Origin of the sequence: Paenibacillus sp. S02, from assembly GCF_019454065.1 — a bacterium.
In the GTDB taxonomy this organism is placed as follows: Bacteria; Bacillota; Bacilli; order Paenibacillales; family Paenibacillaceae; genus Paenibacillus; species Paenibacillus polymyxa_B.
In genome coordinates this window covers 5228744-5250977 of record NZ_CP073682.1, presented here as the reverse complement: position 1 = coordinate 5250977, position 22234 = coordinate 5228744, and the positions used below count along the sequence as shown (strand labels likewise).

The following is a 22234-nucleotide window of genomic DNA, read 5'->3' as shown; positions in this document are numbered from 1 at the left end:
TGCCGCATATGCTCCGCCGGATTGCTTTTACCGATGAAGAGAAGGGAACGATCCAGATGGCTTTTGAAAAAGAAACGTTGTTTTGGAACGAAAAATTCGGTAGCGACGATTATACCTTGACGCGGCTGCCTTACAGCAAAGCTCCAAGCTCCCTGCCGCCCATGCTGGCAACCGTCGGCGGTTCGCTTTCGGAGAAAGCGGCGCAGCGTGTCCTTCAAATGAGCAAGGGAGCTCCGCTGGCCGCTTTTATGATTTTGCTCGCCGGTGTTCAGTCACTCTTGCATAAATATACAGGCGCCTCTGACATTCTGGTCGGCATGCCGGTTGTACGGAAACCGACGGAGACGCGCCGATCCGTTAATCATTCGGTCATTTTGAAAAACTCGCTTTCGGCGGGTGCGACTTTTAAAACGCTTCTGAGCGAGCTGAGAACTTCCTTGCCGGAAGCGATTCAGCATCAACATATTCCGTTCTTGAAAATGACGGAAAAGCTGGACCTGCAACATGCGGACGGGATACCCGTCATCCATACGCTAGTATCCCTTAAGGAGCTGCATCTGGACGAAATCGGGCAAAACGTGGTCACGGATTGTTCCTTTGAATTCAGCTTAACCGGTGGGACGATTCAGCTAGCGCTGTCATATAACGAGCACTTATATGACTCTCAGTTCATGACTCGGGTCGTCGGCCATCTGAATCGCCTGCTGGTCGTGGGGCTTCACGAGTTGGAGCTGGACATCGCGCGGGCGGACATGCTGTCGGAGGACGAGAAATTTCAATTGCTGCAAAGCTTTAACGATACTGAGAAGGATTATTCCCGTGATCGGACGATTCATCAGCTTGTGGAGGAGCAGGTGAAGCGGGTGCCCGAAGCGACGGCGGTTGTCTTTGAGGGGCGTTGGCTTTCGTACGGGGAGCTGAACGAACGGGCGAACCGGCTGGCACGGACGCTGCGATCGGTCGGCGTGCTGCCCAATCAGCTGGTAGGCTTGATGGCCAGGAGATCGCTGGAGACGGTCGTTGGCATTCTGGCGGTTCTGAAAGCTGGCGGTGCCTACGTGCCGATCGACCCGGAATACCCGGAAGAACGCATCCGCTACATTCTGGAGAACTCGAACGCGCAGCTGCTGCTGACTCAAAGAGAACTGCTGCAGCAGGTGCCGTTCGAAGGGATCGTGTTGGCGCTGGATGACGAGCAGGCCTACAGCGACGATGGCTCGAACCTGGAGCCGGTCAGCGGTCCGAATGATCTGGCTTATGTCATCTATACGTCAGGTACGACGGGCAACCCCAAAGGGGTCATGCTGGAGCATCGCGGTTTGGTCAGCTTGAAGCTGATGTTCGCGGACAGACTGGGCATCACGGAGCATGACCGGATCGTTCAATTCGCCAGCCTGTCGTTCGACGCGTCCTGCTGGGAAGTGTTCGAAGCGCTCTATTTTGGCGCGGCTTTGTACATCCCGACGGCCGAGACGATTCTCGACAACCGCCTGTTCGAGAGTTATATGAACGAGCATGCGATTACGGCGGCGATTTTGCCTCCGACGTACAGCGCTTACTTGAACCCGGACCGCCTTCCCAGCTTAACGAAGCTCGTAACGGGAGGCTCGGCGGTATCGGCCGAATTCGTACAGCAGTGGAAATCGAAGGTCCACTACTTCAATGCTTACGGTCCTACCGAAGCTTCGATTGTTACGACGCTTTGGGATGCGGATGAGGAGCAGCCGGAGCGCAGAGTCATTCCGATCGGACGTCCGCTGGCTAATCACCGGATTTTTATTTTGGATGCCCACCTGCAGCTTGTGCCGCCGGGAGTAGACGGCGAGCTGTGCGTGGCAGGCGTGGGACTTGCGAGAGGTTACCTGAACCTTCCGGAGCTGACGGCAGAGAAGTTCGTGGAACATCCGTTTGCGCCGGGAGAACGCCTTTACCGGACGGGAGATCTCGGCCGCTGGCTGCCGGACGGAAATATTGAGTACTTGGGACGGATCGACCATCAGGTGAAAATCCGTGGCTTCCGGATCGAGATCGGCGAGATTGAAGAGCAGCTTCTGAAGATCGACTCCGTGCAGGAGACGATCGTAATCGCGCGGGAAGGCAAAAGCGGGCAAGAACTGTGCGCTTACCTGGTCGCGGGCCGCCCGCTTACGGTCGGCGAGCTGAGAAGTGGGCTGGCGCAAAAATTGCCGAATTACATGATTCCGGCGCATTTTGTTCAGCTTCCGCAGATGCCGCTTACGCCGAATGACAAAATCGACCGCAAGGCTTTGCCCGCCCCGGAAGGAAATGCGCTGATCGGCGGCGCGTACGTAGCTCCCCGCAATGAAGCCGAGCGGACGCTTGCCGATGTGTGGCAGGCGGTATTGAACGCCGATCGCGTTGGGGTAACAGATCATTTCTTTGAGCTGGGCGGAGACTCGATCAAGTCCATTCAAGTATCTTCGCGGCTTCATCAAGCCGGGTACAAGCTGGAAATCCGGGATTTGTTCAAATATCCGACTATCTCACAGCTCAGCCTGCATGTGAAACCGATCGGACGTACCATCGATCAAGGCGAAATAACGGGTGAAACGGCGCTGACGCCGATTCAGCATTGGTTTTTCGAAAGCTCCTTTGCAGACCCGCATCATTTCAACCAGTCGGTGATGCTGTACCGGAAGGAACGTTTCGACGAAGAGACGGTACGTCAGGTGCTGCAAAAGCTGGCCGAGCATCATGACGTGTTGCGGATGGTGTTCCGCAAGACGGAACAAGGATTTAGCGCGCGGAACCGCGCAATTCAGGAAGGCGGGATGTTCACGCTGGACGTGTTCGACTTCAAGGATGCGGAGAATACCGAGCAGGCTGTGGAAGCGAAGGCAATGGACATTCAAGCGGGCATCGATCTGGAGAACGGACCCCTCGTGAAGGCGGGACTGTTCCGGTGCGCGGACGGCGATCATTTGCTGCTCGCGGTTCATCATGCGGTGGTGGACGGCGTGTCTTGGCGCATTTTGATGGAGGATTTCGCTCTGGGTTACGAGCAGGCCGGCAAAAACGAAGAAATTCGTTTCCAGGCGAAAACGGATGCGTACCGCACTTGGTCCGAGCAGCTGGCCGCTTACGTGCAAAGCCCGGAAATGGCGAAGGAACGGGCCTATTGGCAGGCCGTGGAACAAATTGCGGTTCCGGCCGTGCCGAAGGATCTGGAGGCGGACGTTACGACGCAGCAGGACAGCGAATCGCTGTTCGTCCGTTTGACTCCCGAAGAAACGGAGCTGCTGCTGAAGCGAGTTCACCGGGCCTACAACACCGAAATGAATGATATTTTGGTAACGGCGCTCGGCATAGCCGTTCGCAAGTGGACGGGACACGAACGGGTGCGAATCAATCTCGAAGGACACGGACGCGAATCGATCGGAACGGATATCGACATCACGCGCACAGTCGGCTGGTTTACGACCAAGTTTCCGGTCGTCCTGGAGCCGGAAACCGATCGGGATTTGGCCTATCAGATTAAACAGGTCAAGGAAAGCTTGCGCCGCATTCCGAACAAAGGGCTTGGGTACGGCGTATGCCGCTATCTCTCCAAATCGGAGGATGGCTTTGTTTGGGGCGCAGAGCCGGAAATTAATTTTAACTACCTCGGCCAGTTCGACGATGATGTCAATCAGGACGAGATCGGCATATCTTCTTATTCCAGCGGCAGCCCGACCAGCGACCGGCAGGCCCGCAGCTTTGTGCTGGATATCAACGGCATGGTGCTGGACGGCGCTTTATCGCTCGATCTCAGCTACAGCCGGAAGCAGTATCGCAAGGAAACGATGGAAGCCTTCGCTCAGCAGTTTGAGAAAAGTCTTCGAGAGCTCATTACCCACTGTGCAGGCAAAGAAAATACCGAATTGACACCGAGCGACGTGCAATTTAAAGGCTTGACCATCGCGGAATTGGAGCAAATCGCCCAGCGTTCGGGCCATGTCGGGGAAATCGAAAATATTTACTCGCTTACGCCGATGCAGAAGGGCATGTGGTTCCACAACGTGCTTGACCGGCAAACGGCCGCTTACTTCGAGCAGACGCGCTTTACGATGCGTGGAGCGCTCGACGTTCAGCTTTTTGAGAGGAGCTGGATGGAACTTGCGAAACGTCATCTGGTGCTGCGGGCAAATTTTGTGAAGGGACCGGCGGGCGAGCCGCTGCAAATCATATACCGCGACAAGCCGGTCGGCTTTGAATATGAAGAGTTGCTTCATTTGCAGGTGGACGAGAAACAAGCGTATTTGGATAAAAAGGCTGAGGATGACAAGCGTCGCGGCTTCGACATGGAATATGACGCGCTCGTTCGGGTTACGATCCTGCGCACCGAAGAGCAAAGCTATCATGTGCTGTGGAGTTTCCAGCATATTTTGATGGACGGCTGGTGCCTGGCGCAGCTGACGCAGGAGCTGTTTGAGATATACTCGGCCTTGACCTCCGGCACGCAGCCAGCGGGAGATAAGGGATCGGATTATGGCGCCTATATCGAATGGTTGGAGAAACAGGACGATCAGGCGGCATCCGGCTATTGGACGGCATACCTGTCAGGTTATGAAGGGCAAACCGTACTCCCGGGACAAAAGGAAACGGCGTCGAACGGCAGATTTACGGCAGATCACGTCACCGCCGAGCTGGGTAAGGACTTGAGCGAGCGGATGGACCGGGTGGCGAAACAGCGCCTGGTTACGGTCAATACGCTGCTGCAAGCCGCGTGGGGCGTGATGCTGCAAAAATATAACGGAACAAACGATGCCGTATTCGGCAGCGTCGTGGCCGGAAGACCGGCGGAAATCCCGGGTATCGAGTCCATGATCGGGCTGTTCATCAATACGGTGCCAGTCCGCGTCACGAGCGAAGCGGACACCGTGTTCGCCGACCTGATGGCGAAGCTCCAAGAGTGGGCGCTGGAGTCCGGGCGTTATGATTACTATCCGTTGTATGAAATTCAAGCCCGCAGCGTGCAAAAGCAGAACCTGATCAACCATATCATCGCTTTCGAGAACTATCCGGTGGACGAGCAGATGGAGCAGGCGGGCGACCAGCAGCACGGCGACCTGACGATCGCTGACGTTCAGATGGAGGAGCAGACGAACTATAACTTCAACGTGACCGTGGTGCCGGGAGTCGAGATCGAAATTCGGTTCGACTTTAACGCCGAAGTGTTCGATAAAGACAGCATCGAGCGGCTCAAGGGGCATCTCGTCCATCTGCTGGAGCAGGTGACGGATAACCCGGAAATTACAGTGGGCGAGCTGGAACTTGTGACGGAGGCGGAAAAGGCCGACCTTCTCGGACGTTTTAACGACACCACCACGGAATTTCCGCGCGGGAAGACGCTCGTTCAATTGTTCGAAGAGCAGGCGGAGCTTTACCCGGACAACGTGGCCGCCGTCATGAACGAGCGGCAGCTGACTTACCGCGAGCTGAACGAGCGATCCAACCGCCTTGCGCGGAAGCTGCGGGAGACGGGAGTAGAAGCGGACCAGCTGGTAGCGATTCTGGCCGAACGCTCGCTCGATATGGTTGTCGGCATCCTGGCGATTCTCAAAGCGGGCGGAGCATACGTGCCTGTCGATCCCGACTACCCGGAGGAGCGCATCCGCTTCATGATCGAGGATTCGGGCGCGCCGTTATTGCTGATTCAAAAGCATCTGCACGAGAAGACCGACTTCGCAGGAACGCGCCTCGAATTGGACGATTTCGTTTGGGGCGACAGAGGGGGGGACTCCGCCGATGCGCTGGACGCTTCGAACCTGGAGCCGATTTCCGGGCCGGGCAACCTGGCATATGTCATCTACACGTCGGGAACGACCGGCAGACCGAAAGGAACGCTGATCGAGCATAAGAACGTCGTGCGGCTCCTGTTCAACGACAAGAACCTGTTCGACTTCGGGCCGTCCGACACGTGGACGCTGTTCCACTCGTTCTGCTTCGATTTCTCCGTCTGGGAAATGTACGGAGCGCTGCTGTACGGAGGCAAGCTGGTCATCGTACCGCCGCTCACGGCGAAAAATCCGGTCGATTTCCTGGCGCTGCTGGGCCGCGAACAGGTCACGATTTTGAACCAGACGCCAACATACTTCTACCAGTTGCTGCGTAAGGTCTTGGCGGACCATCCGTACGATCTGCGGATTCGCAACATCATCTTCGGGGGCGAAGCGCTGAGTCCCCTGCTGCTCAAGGGGTTCAAGACGAAGTACCCGGAGACGAAGCTGATCAATATGTACGGCATTACGGAGACGACGGTTCACGTTACGTATAAGGAAATAACGTGGGTGGAAATGGAGGCGGCGAAGAGCAATATCGGCAAGCCGATCCCGACGCTGAGGGTGTACGTTCTGGATGAAAACCGCCGCCCTGTGCCGATTGGTGTAGCGGGCGAAATGTACGTGGCCGGAGAAGGCCTTGCGAGAGGATACCTGAACCGCCCGGATCTGACGGCGGAGAAGTTCGTCGATTCCCCGTTTGCGGAGGGGGAAAAGCTGTACCGCTCGGGCGACTTGGCGGCTTGGCTGCCGGACGGCAACATCGAATACCTGGGCCGGATCGACCACCAGGTCAAAATCCGCGGGTACCGGATCGAGCTGGACGAAATCGAGACGCAGCTTCTGAACGTCGAGGGCGTGGAAGAAGCGGTGGTGCTCGCCCGTCAGGACGGCGGGGGGGAGAAGGCGCTTGTCGCCTACTTTGTGGCGGACCGGACGCTGACGGTCAGCGAAATGAGAACCTCGCTGGCCCAGGGAATGCCGGGGTACATGATCCCGTCGTACTTCGTGCAGCTGGAGCGCATGCCGCTGACGACCAACGGCAAAGTGGACCGCAAAGCGCTGCCGGAGCCGCAAGGCGGCATACAAACGGGCGTGGAATACGTAGCGCCGCGTAACCGGACGGAGTCGCAGCTTGTGAAGATCTGGGAGAAAGTGCTGAGCTACTCCGGCATTGGAGTCCTGGACAACTTCTTCGACCTGGGCGGCCATTCCCTGCGGGCGACGACACTGGTGAGCAAGGTGCATCAGGAGCTGAACGTTGAGCTGCCTCTGCGCGACGTATTCCGCTACTCGACGATCGAAGAGATGGCTCTTGCCATCTCCCGGATCGGAGAGCAGTCGTTCTCGTCGATTCCGCTGGCAGGCGCAAGAGCATATTATCCGCTTTCCTCAGCTCAGAAGCGGCTGTTTATCCTGAATCAGCTGGAAGGGGCCAATGAGAGCTACAACATGCCGGGCGTGCTGCTGCTGGAAGGATCGATTGACCGGAGCCTGCTGGAGAAGGCTTTCCGTGGACTGATCGCACGGCACGAAACGCTGCGAACCGGCTTTGAGATCGTACAAGGCGAAGCAATACAGCGCATTTACGAGAGCGTCGACTTTGCCGTCGAGTATCGTCATGCGAGCGAGGAAGAAGCGCCTGAAGTCGTGCAGGCCTTCATCCGGCCTTTCGACTTGGCGAAGCCTCCGCTGCTGCGGGCGGAACTCGTAGAGCTGGCAGCCGAACGTTATTTGCTGATGTTCGACATGCACCATATCGTCTCCGATGGGGTTTCGATGGACGTGTTAGTCGAGGAACTCGTTCGTCTGTACGGCGGTGAGTCATTAGAGCCTTTGCGCATTCAATACAAGGACTATGCGGTATGGCAGCAGTCAGACGAGCAAAAAGTGCAGTTGAAACGCGAGGAAGCTTACTGGCTGGACCGTTACCGGGGCGAGCTGCCGGTTCTGGAAATGCCGACGGACTATCCGCGTCCTGCCGTGCAGAGCTTTGAGGGACAAACGCTGACGTCCTTCGTGGACGAGACAACGAACGAAGGCTTGAAGCAGCTGGCCACTCAAAGAGGAACGACGCTGTATATGGTGCTGCTTGCGGCATATACCGTGCTTTTGCATAAATACACAGGTCAGGACGATTTAATCGTCGGAACGTCGATTGCAGGCAGAACGCACGGAGACACGCAGCCTTTGATCGGAATGTTCGTCAATACGCTGGCGCTCCGCAATTATCCGGCTTCGGAGAAGACCTTCCTGTCGTATCTGGAAGAAGTGAAAGAAACGACCTTAGGCGCTTACGAGCATCAGAATTATCCATTCGAAGAGCTTGTCGATAAAGTGCAGGTGAGCCGGGATTTGAGCCGCAACCCGCTGTTTGACACGATGTTCTCCCTGCAAAATTTGGAGGATAAAGAGTTTGAGCTGGAAGGGCTGAAATTGTCCCCGTACCCTAGCGAATACGGCACGGCCAAGTTCGATCTGAGTGTGGATGTTACGGAAGAAAATGGCGGCCTGGAGTGCAGCTTTGAATTCGCAACGGCTCTTTATAAAGAAAGCACGATCCGGCGGCTGTCGACTCATTTCGGACATTTGCTTGCGGCGATCGTAAGCCGTCCAGATGCGAAGATTGCCGAGCTGGGCATTTTGACACCGGCGGAAAAAGAGCAAATTCTCGGCGCGTTTAACCCGGCGCAGCCGGAAGCGGCTCCTGCGGCCGCGTTCCACCGGCTGTTCGAGGAACAGGCGGAGCGCACGCCGGAAGAGGCGGCCGTCGTGTACGAGAATGACCGGCTGACGTATGCGGAGCTGAACGAGCGGGCGAACCGCTTGGCGGCCACGCTGCGCGCAAGCGGCATCGGCCGGGAGTCGATCGTCGGCATTCTCGCCGAGCGTTCGGTGGCCGTGCTGGTGGCCGTGCTGGCCGTCTGGAAAGCGGGCGGGGCGTATGTGCCGCTCGACCCGGATTATCCGGCGGACCGCGTGCGGTTCATGCTTGAAGACAGCGGAGCGAAGGTGCTGCTGACACAAACGTCGCTGCGGGAGCGTGCCGAAGCCTGGCTCGGCGAAGAGGAACTGGCGCTGGCGGCGGTGCTGTACCTGGACGACGAAGCGTCGTACAGTGAGGAGCGGGCGAATGCGCCGATTGGCTCCGGCATGGTCTCCGGCAAGCTGACGGATGCTGTGGACGACGGCGATGAGAGCCAACAGAATGTTGGCACCGATAGCTTCTATGAAGCCCGTCCGGAGGATCTGGCGTACGTGATCTATACGTCGGGAACGACGGGCAAGCCGAAGGGCGTGATGATCGAGCACCGCAGCCTGGTGAACACGGCGGCGGGCTACCGGCGGGAATACCGGTTGGATCAGTTCCCGGTGCGGCTGCTGCAGCTCGCAAGCTTCTCGTTCGACGTGTTCGTGGGAGATATCGCGCGGACGCTGTACAACGGAGGCACGATGGTGATTGTGCCGAAGGACGACCGGATCGATCCGTCTCGTCTGCACCACTGGATGGAGCGGGAGCGGGTCACCCTCTTCGAATCGACGCCGGCGTTGATCGTGCCGTTCCTGGATTACGTGCATGAGCAGGGGCTGGATATGAGCGGGATGGAACTGTTGATCACGAGTTCGGACAGTTGCAGCGTGGCGGATTACCGGACCTTGCAGGAACGCTTCGGCTCGTTGTTCCGGATCATCAACGCCTACGGCGTGACGGAAGCGGCGATCGACTCAAGTTTCTACGACGAGCCGCTGACGAAGCTGCCGCAGACAGGCCATGTGCCGATCGGCAAAGCGTGGCTGAATGCGAAATTCTACATCGTGGACGCGCATCTGAACCCGGTGCCGGTCGGGGTGCTGGGCGAGCTGGTCATCGGCGGAGTCGGAGTGGCGCGCGGGTACTTGAACCGTCCGGAGCTGACGGAAGAGAAGTTCGTAGACAGTCCGTTCGCCGCGGGCGAGCGGCTGTACCGCACGGGAGACTTGGCGCGGTGGATGGAGGACGGGAACGTGGACTTCATCGGCCGGATCGACAACCAGGCGAAAATCCGGGGCTACCGGATTGAGACGGGTGAGATCGAGTCGCAGCTGCTGCGGGTGGAAGGCGTGCGCGAAGCGGTGGTGCTGGTTCGAAGTGACGCGAACGGGCAGAAGGCGCTATGCGCGTATTACACGCCGGATACCGGAGCGGAGCTGGCGGTGAACGATTTACGCGGCGCGCTGGCGCAGGAGCTGCCGGGCTACATGATCCCGTCGTACTTCGTGGAGCTGGAGTACCTGCCTCTGACGCCGAACGGAAAGATTGACCGGAAGGCGCTGCCGGCGCCGGAAGGGGGAGCGGGAAGCGGAACGGAGTACGTCGCACCACGCAATGAGCTGGAAACGAAGCTGGCGGCGATTTGGCAGGAGGTGCTGGGGCTTGCGAAGGAGATTGGCGTTCACGACAACTTCTTCGACATCGGCGGTCACTCCCTGCGGGCGACGACGCTGGTCAGCAAGATTCATAAAGAGCTGAACGTGGATCTGCCGCTGCGCGACGTGTTCCGCCATTCCATGATCGAGAGCATGGCTGCTGCCATTTCCCGGCTGGATGAGCAGACATTCGTTGCCATTCCGGTGGCGGATGACCGAGAGGTGTACCCGCAATCTTTTGCTCAAAAACGTCTCTTTATCCTGAATCAACTGGAAGGCGCGGAGCTTAGCTACAACATGCCGGAAGCAATGCTGCTGGAGGGTGCTTTGGACCGGGCGAGGTTCGAAGAAGCGTTGCGTAAGCTCGTGGCGCGGCATGAAACGCTGCGCACCGGGTTCGAAATGGTGGATGGCGAAGCAACGCAGCGGATTTACCAGGACTTGCATTTTGCCGTGGAGTTCTATCGAGCGGATGAGCAAGAGGCCGAAGAGACGGTTCGCCGTTTCGTTCGTCCGTTTGACTTGGCGAAGCCTCCGCTGCTGAGGGTAGGCCTTGTCGAGCTGGCTCCGGCACGCCATATTCTAATGTACGATATGCATCATATTATTTCCGACGGCGTCTCGATGGAAATCTTTGTTGAAGAATTCGTCCGCTTGTACGGCGACGAGCAATTGGAGCCTCTGCGCATTCAGTACAAAGACTACACCGTTTGGCAGCATTCGCAGGAGCAGAAGGAACGGCTTCAGCGTCAGGAAGCGTACTGGCTGGACATGTTCCAAGGCGAGCTTCCGGTGCTGGAAATGCCGACCGACTATCCGCGTCCGGCTGTGCAGAGCTACGAAGGCCAAACGCTGGAGTTTTTCTTCGACGCTTCGAAAACCGACGGCCTAAAGCAGCTTGCCTCGGAAACGGGCACAACGCTGTTTATGGTGCTGCTTGCGGCGTATAACGTCCTTCTGCATAAATATTCAGGTCAGGAAGACGTAATCGTTGGTACGCCGATTGCCGGAAGGAATCATGGAGATGTGCAGCCGTTGATCGGGATTTTCTTAAACACGCTGGCTATCCGCAGTTATCCGGCTTCGGAGAAGACATTCCTGTCATACCTGAACGAAGTCAAAGAAACGACCCTCCACGCCTTCGAGCATCAAAACTATCCGTTCGAAGAATTGGTGGACAAGGTGCAAGTCACCCGTGATTTAAGCCGCAATCCGCTCTTCGACACGCTGTTTACGATGCAGAATACGGAGAACGAGGAATTTGAGCTGGAAGGGCTTCGTCTGATTCCTTATCCGAGCGCACTGGATACCGCGAAGTTTGATATCAGCTTGGATGTGGGCGAGGAGAACGGCGGCTTGGATTACAGCTTCGAATATGCGACGGCTCTCTACAAAAGGGAGACGATCGAACGGCTGGCGAAACATTACGAGCAGCTGCTCGTAACGATCGTAAGCCGTCCGGATGCGAAGATCGCCGAGCTGAACTTGCTGACGGCAGAGGAAAAAGAACAAATTCTCGGCGCGTTCAACCCGGCGCAGTCGGAAGCGGCTCCTGCGGCCGCGTTCCACCGGCTGTTCGAGGAACAGGCGGAGCGCACGCCGGAAGAGGTGGCCGTCGTGTACGAGAACGACCGGCTGACGTATGCGGAGCTGAACGAGCGGGCGAACCGCTTGGCGGCCACGTTGCGCGCAAGCGGCATCGGCCGGGAGTCGATCGTCGGCATTCTCGCCGAGCGTTCGGTGGCCGTGCTGGTGGCCGTGCTGGCCGTCTGGAAAGCGGGCGGGGCGTATGTGCCGCTCGACCCGGATTATCCGGCGGAGCGCGTGCGGTTCATGCTCGAAGACAGCGGAGCGAAGGTAATGCTGACGCAAACGGCGCTGCGAGAGCGTGCCGAAGCCTGGCTCGGCGAAGAGGAGCTGGCGCTAGCGGCGGTACTGTACCTGGACGACGAAGCGTCGTACAGCGAGGAGCGGGCGAATGCGCCGATTGTCTCCGGTATGGTCTCTGGCAAGCTGACGGATGCTGTGGACGATGGCGATAAGAGCCAACAGAATGTTGGCACCGACAGCTTCCATGAAGCCCGTCCAGAGGACCTGGCGTACGTGATCTACACGTCGGGAACGACGGGCAAGCCGAAGGGCGTGATGATCGAGCACCGCAGTCTGGTGAACACGGCGGCGGGCTACCGGCGGGAATACCGATTGGATCAGTTCCCGGTGCGCCTGCTGCAACTGGCAAGCTTCTCGTTTGACGTGTTTGTGGGAGATATTGCGCGGACGCTGTATAACGGAGGTACGATGGTGATTGTGCCGAAGGACGACCGGATCGATCCGTCTCGTCTGCACCACTGGATAGAGCGGGAGCGGGTCACCCTCTTCGAATCGACGCCGGCGCTGATCGTGCCGTTCCTGGAGTACGTGTACGAGCAGGGGCTGAATATGAGCGGGATGGAGCTGTTGATTACGAGTTCGGACAGTTGCAGCGTGGAGGATTACCGCACCTTGCAGGAACGCTTTGGCTCGTTGTTCCGAATCATCAACGCATACGGTGTGACGGAAGCGGCGATCGACTCCAGCTTCTACGACGAGCCGCTGACGAAGCTGCCGCAGACAGGCCATGTGCCGATCGGCAAAGCGTGGCTGAATGCGAAATTCTATATCGTGGATGCGCATCTGAACCCGGTGCCGGTCGGGGTGCTGGGCGAGCTGGTCATCGGCGGAGTCGGCGTGGCGCGCGGGTACTTGAACCGTCCGGAGCTGACAGAAGAGAAGTTCGTAGACAGTCCGTTCTCCGCGGGCGAGCGGCTGTACCGCACGGGAGACTTGGCGCGGTGGATGGAGGACGGGAACGTGGACTTCATCGGCCGGATCGACAACCAGGCGAAAATCCGGGGCTACCGGATTGAGACTGGCGAGATCGAGTCGCAGCTGCTGCGGGTGGAAGGCGTGCGCGAAGCGGTGGTGCTGGTTCGAAGTGACGCGAACGGGCAGAAGGCGCTATGCGCGTATTACACGCCGGATACCGGAGCGGAGCTGGCGGTGAACGATTTGCGCAGCGCGCTGGCGCAGGAGCTGCCGGGCTACATGATCCCGTCGTACTTCGTGGAGATGGAGCGCCTGCCTCTGACGCCGAACGGAAAGATTAACCGGAAGGCGCTGCCGGCGCCGGAAGGGGAAGCGGGAAGCGGAACGGAGTACGTCGCACCGCGCAATGAGCTGGAAACGAAGCTGGCGGCGATTTGGCAGGAGGTGCTGGGGCTTGCGAAGGAGATTGGCGTTCACGACAACTTCTTCGACATCGGCGGCCACTCCCTGCGAGCGACAACGCTGGCGGGCAAGGTATTTAAGGAATTAAACGTCAACCTGCCGCTGCGCGACGTATTCCGTCACTCGACGATTGCGGCGATGGCCGAGGCGATCGCACGGATGGAACGGCGGGAGCATGAGGCCATTCCTCAAGCTGAGGAGAGAGAGTACTACCCTCTGTCCTCCGCCCAGAAACGGCTGTTCATTCAGCACACGCTGGATGGAGCGGATCAGCTTTACAACATGCCGGAGCTGGTGCAGGTGGAAGGCGAGTTTGATTTAGACCGCTTGGAAGCCGCCTTGCGGAAATTGATAACACGGCATGAATCGCTGCGCACCGGTTTTGAAATCGTGAAGGGCGAAGCGGTTCAGCGGATTTACCCGCAGGTCGATTTTACTATCGAGCATCATCAAGCGGATAAAGAGGATGCGGCTCAAATCGAGCAAATCGTCCGTAGCTTCGTTCGTCCGTTTGATCTCGGCAAGCCGCCGCTGCTGCGCGCCGGGGCCATCGAGCTAGAGCCGAACCTGCATATTCTCCTTTTCGATATGCACCATATGGTGTCCGACGGCGTATCGATGGCGATTGTGATCGATGAGTTCTCGAGTTTCTACGCCGGGGAAGAATTGCCGCCACTGCGCATTCAATACAAGGATTATGTCGTTTGGCAGCAGTCAAAGGCCCACCGAGAGCGGATCGGGCGGCAGGAAGCGTACTGGCTGCAAACCTTCGAAGGCGAGCTGCCGACGGCGGACCTGCCGATGGACTACGAACGGTCTGCGGCTCGCAGCTACGAAGGCGCGCATCTGGAGTTCGACGTCGAAGCTTCTCTCTCTGCGCGGCTGCGCGAATTGGCAGCCGAGCGTGAAAGCACGCTGTTCATGGTGCTGCTTGCGGCTTATACCGTGCTGCTGTCCAAGTACAGCGGGCAGGAGGACTTAATCGTGGGCACCCCGGTGGCGGGAAGAACGAACGCCGATTTGGAAGCGGTCATCGGGATGTTTGTCAATACGCTGGCGATCCGCAATCGTCCGTCGGGCGACAAAACGTTCTTGTCCTACCTGGAAGAAGTGAAGGAAACGGCTTTGGGTGCTTTTGAGAACCAGGATTATCCATTCGACGAGCTTGTGGAGCGTTTGAATGTGAAGCGGGAGCCGGGCCGCTTCCCGCTGTTCGATGCCGTTTTCGACTTGCAAAATATCGAAGAACGAGACGCCGAGCTGGAAGGGGTCAGCCTGAAGACTTACGAGCTTGACCATTTGGAAGAAGCGAAGTTCGATCTGACGCTGTTTATGTATGAAAACAACGGGGCGCTGAGCGGGGGCTTCTTCTACGCCACCAAGCTGTTCAAAGAAGCGATGATCCGCACCTTGACCGAGGATTACCTGCGGGTACTGTCTCAAATTGCGGAAAATCCACAACTTGAGCTAAGCCGGATTGAATGTCATAAACCGGCGGCAGGCGCAAAGAGTGCCGTCGATACGATCGAATTCGCGTTCTAATCCTACAAGCGCGCCTCCGCCGTCAAGCGAAAGCGGCGCGCATCCCAAGGAAGACGGCGAACAACGTCCAAGCCCGTAAACGAGCAGGCCGAAAGCAAGCTTTTTCGGACCTGCGCCAGGGCATGCGGTCACTTCATTTTTAGGGGAGGTACAAATGAAATCTTTGTTTGAAAAGGAAGAACGGTACTGGAGCGGCAAGTTTGATGCCGATGACAGCCTGAGCTTCCTTCCCTACAGTCAATCCTCCAAATTATCCGCCGACGGGGAAGCTGCGGCCGAGCCGGGCTTGCTTCACCGTACTCTGCCGAGCGAACTCTCAGAGAGAATCATTTGCCTCGCCAACGGTTCGGATTTGGCTTTGTACATGATTGTTTTGGCAGGAGTAAAAAGCCTGCTGTTCAGATATACCGGGCGGGACCAAGTGCTGGTGGGCATGCCTTCTTATAGCGCAGACCCTGACGGGACTCCGCCGCCGCAGGACATTTTGGTAATCAAGACGTCCGTAAGCCACCAGACTACGCTGAAAACGCTGCTCGGGGGCATCAAAGCCTCCATCGGCGAGGCGCTGGAGCATCAGCACCTGCCTTTTCGGAAAATGGTGGAGCCGCTCCATCTGGACTATACGGGGGACGGCCTACCAATCATCAACACCGTCGCATCCTTTGCACCGATTCATCCGGAACCGCTGGGCAACCGGGTGGCGGCCGATACGGTTTTTCGCTTCGACCGCCAAAACCATTCCATCGAGCTGGAAATAAGCTTTGACGGGCAGTTGTACGAGCGGGCATTTGTGGAACAGGCGGCCGACCATCTTGTTCGGCTGCTGTCCGTGCTTTTATTTCAGCCGGATCTGGAGCTCGGACAAGCCGATGTGCTGTCCCCAGACGAGAGGGAGACGCTGCTGAAGCGATTTAATGACACCGAAACCGGGTTCGAGCGGGGGAAAACGATTTACGGCTTGTTCGAAGAACAGGCGGAGCTTTACCCGGACAACGTGGCCGCCGTCATGAACGAGCGGCAGTTGACCTACCGCGAGCTGAACGAGCGATCCAACCGCCTTGCGCGGAAGCTGCGGGAGACGGGAGTAGAAGCGGACCAGCTGGTAGCGATTCTGGCCGAACGATCGCTCGATATGGTTGTCGGCATTCTGGCGATTCTCAAAGCGGGCGGAGCATACGTGCCTGTCGATCCCGACTACCCGGAGGAGCGCATCCGCTTCATGATCGAGGATTCGGGCGCGCCGTTATTGCTGATTCAAAAGCATCTGCACGAGAAGACCGACTTCGCAGGAACGCGCCTCGAATTGGACGATTTCGTTTGGGGCGACAGAGGGGCGGACTCCGCCGATGCGCTGGACGCTTCGAACCTGGAGCCGATTTCCGGGCCGGTCAACCTGGCATATGTCATCTACACGTCGGGAACGACCGGCAGACCGAAAGGAACGCTGATCGAGCATAAGAACGTCGTGCGGCTCCTGTTCAACGACAAGAACCTGTTCGACTTCGGGCCGTCCGACACGTGGACGCTGTTCCACTCGTTCTGCTTCGATTTCTCCGTCTGGGAAATGTACGGAGCGCTGCTGAACGGAGGCAAGCTGGTCATCGTACCGCCGCTCACGGCGAAAAATCCGGTCGATTTCCTGGCGCTGCTGGGCCGCGAACAGGTCACGATTTTGAACCAGACGCCAACGTACTTCTACCAGCTGCTGCGTAAGGTCTTGGCGGACCATCCGTACGATCTGCGGATTCGCAACGTCATCTTCGGGGGCGAAGCGCTGAGTCCCCTGCTGCTCAAGGGCTTCAAAACGAAGTACCCGGAGACGAAGCTGATCAATATGTACGGCATTACCGAGACGACGGTTCACGTGACGTATAAGGAAATCACGTGGGTCGAAATGGAGGCGGCGAAGAGCAATATCGGCAAGCCGATCCCGACGCTGAGGGTGTACGTCCTGGATGAAAACCACCGCCCTGTGCCGATCGGCGTAGCGGGCGAAATATACGTGGCCGGGGAAGGGCTTGCGAGAGGATACCTGAACCGTCCGGATCTGACGGCGGAGAAGTTCGTCGATTCCCCGTTTGCGGAGGGAGAGAAACTGTACCGCTCGGGCGACTTGGCGACTTGGCTGCCGGACGGCAACATCGAATACCTGGGACGGATCGACCACCAGGTCAAAATCCGCGGGTACCGGATCGAGCTGGACGAAATCGAGACGCAACTGCTGAAGATCGCCGCCGTGCAAGAAGCCAAGGTGCTCGACTGCGACGACGCGAACGGCCAAAAGCAGCTTGTCGCTTACTATGTCGCGGAAACGAGGCTGGCGGCGCATGAACTCAAGGAGGAGCTCGCCAAGCAGCTTCCGGGGTATATGATTCCTTCGTACCTCGTGCAGCTTTCGGGGATGCCGCTGACCCCGAACGGGAAAATCGACCGCAAAGCGCTGCCCGCGCCGGAGGAAGCCGCGGTCGGAGGAGCGGAATATGTCGCGCCGAGAACGCTGCTTGAAATGAAGATCGCCCGCGTCTGGCAGGATACGCTTGGCGTTCCGCAGGTCGGCGTAAAGGATAACTTTTTTGAGTTGGGTGGCAATTCGTTAAGTCTGATGAGGCTCGTTCAAGCCGTTTATGATGAAACGGGATTTGAGATACCGCTGAACCGCCAATTCCATAATGTAACAGTTGAAGCCATGGCTTTCGGAGAGGGGGATCTCGGCCTGGATAAAGGAGGAGACTCCTTCATTAAGCTGAATAAAGCAGGAGATCTGAACGTGTTCTGCTTCCCTCCGGGCAGCGGCTTCGGCATCGGTTATCGAGAGCTCGCAAGCAGGCTCGACGGCCGGTTCGTGCTCTACGGCATTGATTTTATCGACGACGCCGTCGATTACAAGGCCATGCTGAACCGTTATGTGGACGAGATCGTCCGCATCCAGCCGGAAGGACCTTACGTGCTGCTCGGCTACTGCTTCGGAGGCAACCTGACGTTCGAGGTAGCCAAAACGATGGAGAAAAGAGGGTATTCCGTAACGGACGTGCTCATGGTGGACTCGTGGATTAAGGACGCGCTGACGCCTTCCGAAACGTCGGAGAAAGAGCTTGAAGAAATGCTTGCTGATTTCGACGAAGAAGAGAAGGAATTAATGAGCAACCCGCTCGTGCGGGAGCGGGTTCATCGGAAGGTCAAAGCGACCTTGGCGTACGAAGCGCAGCTTATTAATTCCGGCACGATCCCGGCCCGGATTTACGAACTGATTGCGAAGGACAGCGAAGCGTTCCGCTTGAAGTACCAATTGCCTTCCTGGCGGGGGGCAACGACGCAAGCTTACGCCGATTACCGGCTGGAGGGCGCGCACGAGGAATTGCTGGAACTCGCGCGCGTGGAAGAAACGGCCGTCGTCATCCGGGACATCTTAGAGCAAGTCAAGCGGCAAATCGAAGCGGAGGCCGGGGTACTGCATGGAAGCTGACCGGCAGCCGTCTGTTCTAGAACAAGGCACAGCGGCGCCTTCCAGGCGCCAAACCGCTTACGCCGCCTGGAAAGCGTTCCGCTGGCTGATGTCCTATGTAAGCCGTCACAAAGGCTGGATGATCGTCGGTATCTTGTCCGCGATTGCCGCCGCCGTTATTGAGGTATGGACGGGAAGTTTGATCGAGCAGCTGACCACCCAGGCCGAGAAGGGGGCGGGGCCAGTCGTTCTGCAAATCGTGTACACGGTCTTTGTGGTCATCTTGATCGGTGTGCCGGCGAAGTTTTTCATGAGCTTCGGCGTGGAGCGAAGCAGCGCCTCTGCGGTGCAGGATATCCGCAATCATGTCATGCGTCATATCGGCAAACTCCCGGTCTCCTATTTGGAAAAGCAGCATTCCGGCGACGTGTTGTCGCGGGTCAACAACGATCTGCAGCTCATCCAGCAGTTTATGGTTCGGGACTTCGCCCAGTGGTTTTATCATCCGCTTTTGTTCATCGGCTGTTTCGCTTATTTGATCTACCTCCAATGGGAGCTGATGTTGTACAGCCTGCTGTTATTTCCCTTAGCGCTGCTGGTTTCCCAATGGATCGGCAAGCAGTTGGAGCGGTTAACGGAGGAAGCCCAGGTGAACATGGGCCGAATGAACGTCAACCTCCAGGATACGCTTGGGGGTATGCCTATTGTAAAAAGCTACCTGCTATCCGGCATGTTATCTCGCTCCTACCAAGTGCTGCTGCAATTGACGGCCCAAAAAAAGCTGGCCGTGAAAAAGCGGGAAGCCTGGGTCAACCCGCTGCTTTCCACGCTGATGATCAGCCCGATCATTTTCGCCGTCAGTTACGGAAGCTATTTGATCTACAACGGGCAGCTAGGTGCGGGAGAGCTGATTGCCTTCCTGTACTTGCTGAATCTGTGTCTGGAGCCGCTGGAGCATATTCCCGAGCTCATCACGCGGACGTTCGAAATGTCCGGTGCCCTGAGAAGGGTCTCCGAAATCGTCGAGCAGCCGACCGAAACGGAAAATGGCCGTTCGCTTCCGAAAGCAAGCGCCGCCCCCATCGAGTTTCAGAACGTAACCTTCGGGTATGAGGAGAACTCCCCGATTCTGCGGAATGTCAGCTTCTCAGTGCCGGAAGGAAAGACGATCGGGCTTGTCGGAGCGAGCGGCGGAGGGAAGAGCACGGTGTTTAAGCTTGTATGCGGCTTTTATCCACTTCCGGAGGACCAGGGCGAAATCCGCGTGTTCGGCAGCCTGATCCACGGCGCCGATCCGGAGCAGCTTCGGTCGTATTTTTCCGTGGTAACCCAGGATTCATATTTGTTTAGCGGCACGATCGCCGAAAATATCGGCTACGGGCGGGAAGAAGCGTCGATGGACGAGATTATCGAAGCCGCCAAAGCCGCTCAGGCGCATTCCTTCATTATGCAGCTTCCTGGCGGCTATCAGACGTATGTCGGAGAGCGCGGAGGCTTTTTGTCCGGCGGGCAGCGCCAGCGCATTGCAATGGCCCGGGCTTTTCTGAAGGATGCTCCCGTTCTGCTGCTGGACGAGCCAACGTCGGCTCTTGATCCGGAGTCGGAAAGCGCGGTTCAGGAAGCGCTTAACATATTGCTGAAGCAGAGAACGACGATGGTTATTGCCCACCGGCTTTCTACGGTACAAAACGCCGACGAAATTTGGGTCATGGAACAAGGAAATATTGTGGAAAAGGGCACTCATGAACAATTGCTGGAGATGAAGGGACTGTACGCCCAGTCGTACTACCAGGAATTTACCAAGTCTGCCGAACGCAGGGAGGTGGCGTACACTTGAAAAAGGGCGGATGGCTCTCGCAAGTGAAAGAACTCTGCTACTTGCTGACGTTTATGAACGGCAAGCGCAAAACCCAGTACGCTATTGGCCTGGTCGTGACGGCGCTCTCCCAGACATTGTTCCTGATCGCCTTCAGCTTGGTCGTACAAAACTTGGTTGATTTCTCCGTGTCCCGAGATACGTCCCTGATGGTGGAAGCCTTTATTATTTTGGGCGTGTCCCTGTTCCTGGAAAATATAGTTTCTCCCTGGTTCATTTACTTATACCAGCGCAGTGTCGAGCTGACTGTGCTGAATATCCGCGAACGTCTTTATGACAAGCTGTGCCGGGTGCGGCCGAAATTTCTGGAGCAGACGCACCATGGGGACTTGCTGTCGCGAGTGAACAACGACGTAACGACCGTTGAGTTTACATTCTCGCAGGTTTACTTCGTTTTGCTGCTTCAAGTTGTCTTTTGCATCGGCTCCATTGTCTCCATGGTGTTGATCGATTGGCGTTTTGCCGGCGTATCCTTTGTCATTCTGCTGCTGTCCTCCGTGGTCAGCCTGAAATTTGCGCGGGATGTTCGCGTCTTGTCCGAACAAGGCTTACAAACGCTCGGTAAAATGACCGAAAAATTCAAAGATTTTATGGGCGGCATTCAATTGGTGAAGCTGTTCCGCATCCGCACGATTTACGGCCAGTACGAGGCGTTGAACGAACAAATGACGCAGACGCTTCGGCAAACGGCGCAGAAGAACGGCATGCAGGCTGCGGTGAACCATTTTATCAGCTACGTCACGTTCTGCGGCATCATCGTCATCGGCAGTCTTCTTTATGCCTACGGATTGATGGGAATGGGAAGCGTCGCCGCCCTGGCTGTTCTGCAAGTGAATCTGACGCACGCCTTGTTGAACTTGGGGATGGTTCTGTCGATGATCCAAAATTCGCTCGCGGGCGCTCACCGGATTCAAGAGGTACTAAGAGAGGAAGAGGAACCGGAGCGTTTGGGATCTCCTCACAGCGAGCTCGTGTCGGAGGCTGCGGTGGAGTTTCGCGATGTGGAATTTTCCTATCAGGCGGATAAAAAGGTGCTTGTCGACATGTCCATGCAGGTGTTTCCCGGCCAGGTCGCCGCTATCGTGGGGGCCAGCGGCAGCGGCAAAAGTACGCTGATCAAGCTGCTGCTCGGCTTTTATCCTGTGGACAGCGGAGAAATCCTGCTCCAAGGCAAACCGTTCGGCCATTACACGCTGGACGAAATCCGCAGGCAGATTGCATACGTTCCGCAGGAGCCGTTCTTGTTTACCGGCACGATTGAGGAAAACATCCGCTACGGCAACCCGGATGCAACGGATGAAGAAGTGATCGAAGCGGCCAAAGCGGCGTACGCTCACCATTTCATTCAGGAACTTCCTGAACAGTATAAAACGCCGGTGGGAGAGAGAGGAGCGTCGTTGTCGGGTGGACAAAGGCAGCGAATTGCCATCGCCCGGGCGATTCTCAAAAACGCCCCGATTCTGCTGCTGGACGAGGCGACTTCCGCGCTGGATAATGAATCCCAGCATTGGGTACAGCAGGCCCTGAACGTATTAATGAAGGGGCGCACCACCATTCTGATCGCCCACCGTCTCAGCACCGTGGAACATGCGGATTTGATTACCGTCATGAACCAAGGGACGGTCGTCGAGAGGGGCCGCCATCAGGACCTGCTGGCGCTCGGGGGTTATTACGCCCGGCTGTACGGCTAGACCCGCTTTACGGCGGGCGGCTTCCTGCTTGCGAATGCGACAGAGTCTTTTAGTAATCCAAGGTATGACTTTATAACCGGTAGTTACCAGAAAACGTAGACACGAAAAAGGAGGAAGAGTCCGAAGGAGCCGTTCCGGGAATGGCCTGCGCGGTTCTTCTAAGAGTGACTAAGTGACATCTAGGTACAAAGCCTATCTATAAAAAATCTCTAAACCGGGAGTGTGTCGA

4 protein-coding genes are annotated in these 22234 nt (G+C 57.2%); all 4 read left to right on the top strand.

Annotated elements, in window-relative coordinates:
* Nucleotides 1-8: 8 nt before the first annotated feature.
* The 4 genes from KAI36_RS23320 (at nucleotide 9) to KAI36_RS23305 (ending at nucleotide 22005) form a co-directional block, all read left to right on the top strand.
* Nucleotides 9-14996: an amino acid adenylation domain-containing protein gene (locus tag KAI36_RS23320; RefSeq protein ID WP_481856524.1), complete on the top strand. Its 14988-nt coding sequence runs from the start codon at nucleotides 9-11 to the stop codon at nucleotides 14994-14996.
* 154 nt (nucleotides 14997-15150) lie between these two features.
* Nucleotides 15151-18459 (top strand): non-ribosomal peptide synthetase, encoded by a 3309-nt coding sequence (locus KAI36_RS23315; protein WP_220026155.1) that lies wholly within the window; start codon nucleotides 15151-15153, stop codon nucleotides 18457-18459.
* Complete coding sequence (locus KAI36_RS23310; protein ID WP_220026154.1) at nucleotides 18449-20275, top strand: ABC transporter ATP-binding protein; 1827 nt, start codon at nucleotides 18449-18451, stop codon at nucleotides 20273-20275. The genes KAI36_RS23315 and KAI36_RS23310 overlap by 11 nt, the downstream gene beginning before the upstream one ends.
* A complete protein-coding gene (locus tag KAI36_RS23305; protein ID WP_028542659.1) occupies nucleotides 20272-22005 on the top strand; it encodes an ABC transporter ATP-binding protein in 1734 nt (577 codons plus the stop codon). Before KAI36_RS23310 ends, KAI36_RS23305 begins: the two co-directional genes overlap by 4 nt.
* Nucleotides 22006-22234 lie beyond the last annotated feature (229 nt).

Bases quoted from the DNA above. Each gene is read 5' to 3' on its own strand.
- KAI36_RS23320 (WP_481856524.1), top strand. From the start codon at position 9: ATGCTCCGCCGGATTGCTTTTACCGATGAAGAGAAGGGAACGATCCAG.
- KAI36_RS23315 (WP_220026155.1), top strand. From the start codon at position 15,151: ATGAAATCTTTGTTTGAAAAGGAAGAACGGTACTGGAGCGGCAAGTTT.
- KAI36_RS23310 (WP_220026154.1), top strand. From the start codon at position 18,449: ATGGAAGCTGACCGGCAGCCGTCTGTTCTAGAACAAGGCACAGCGGCG.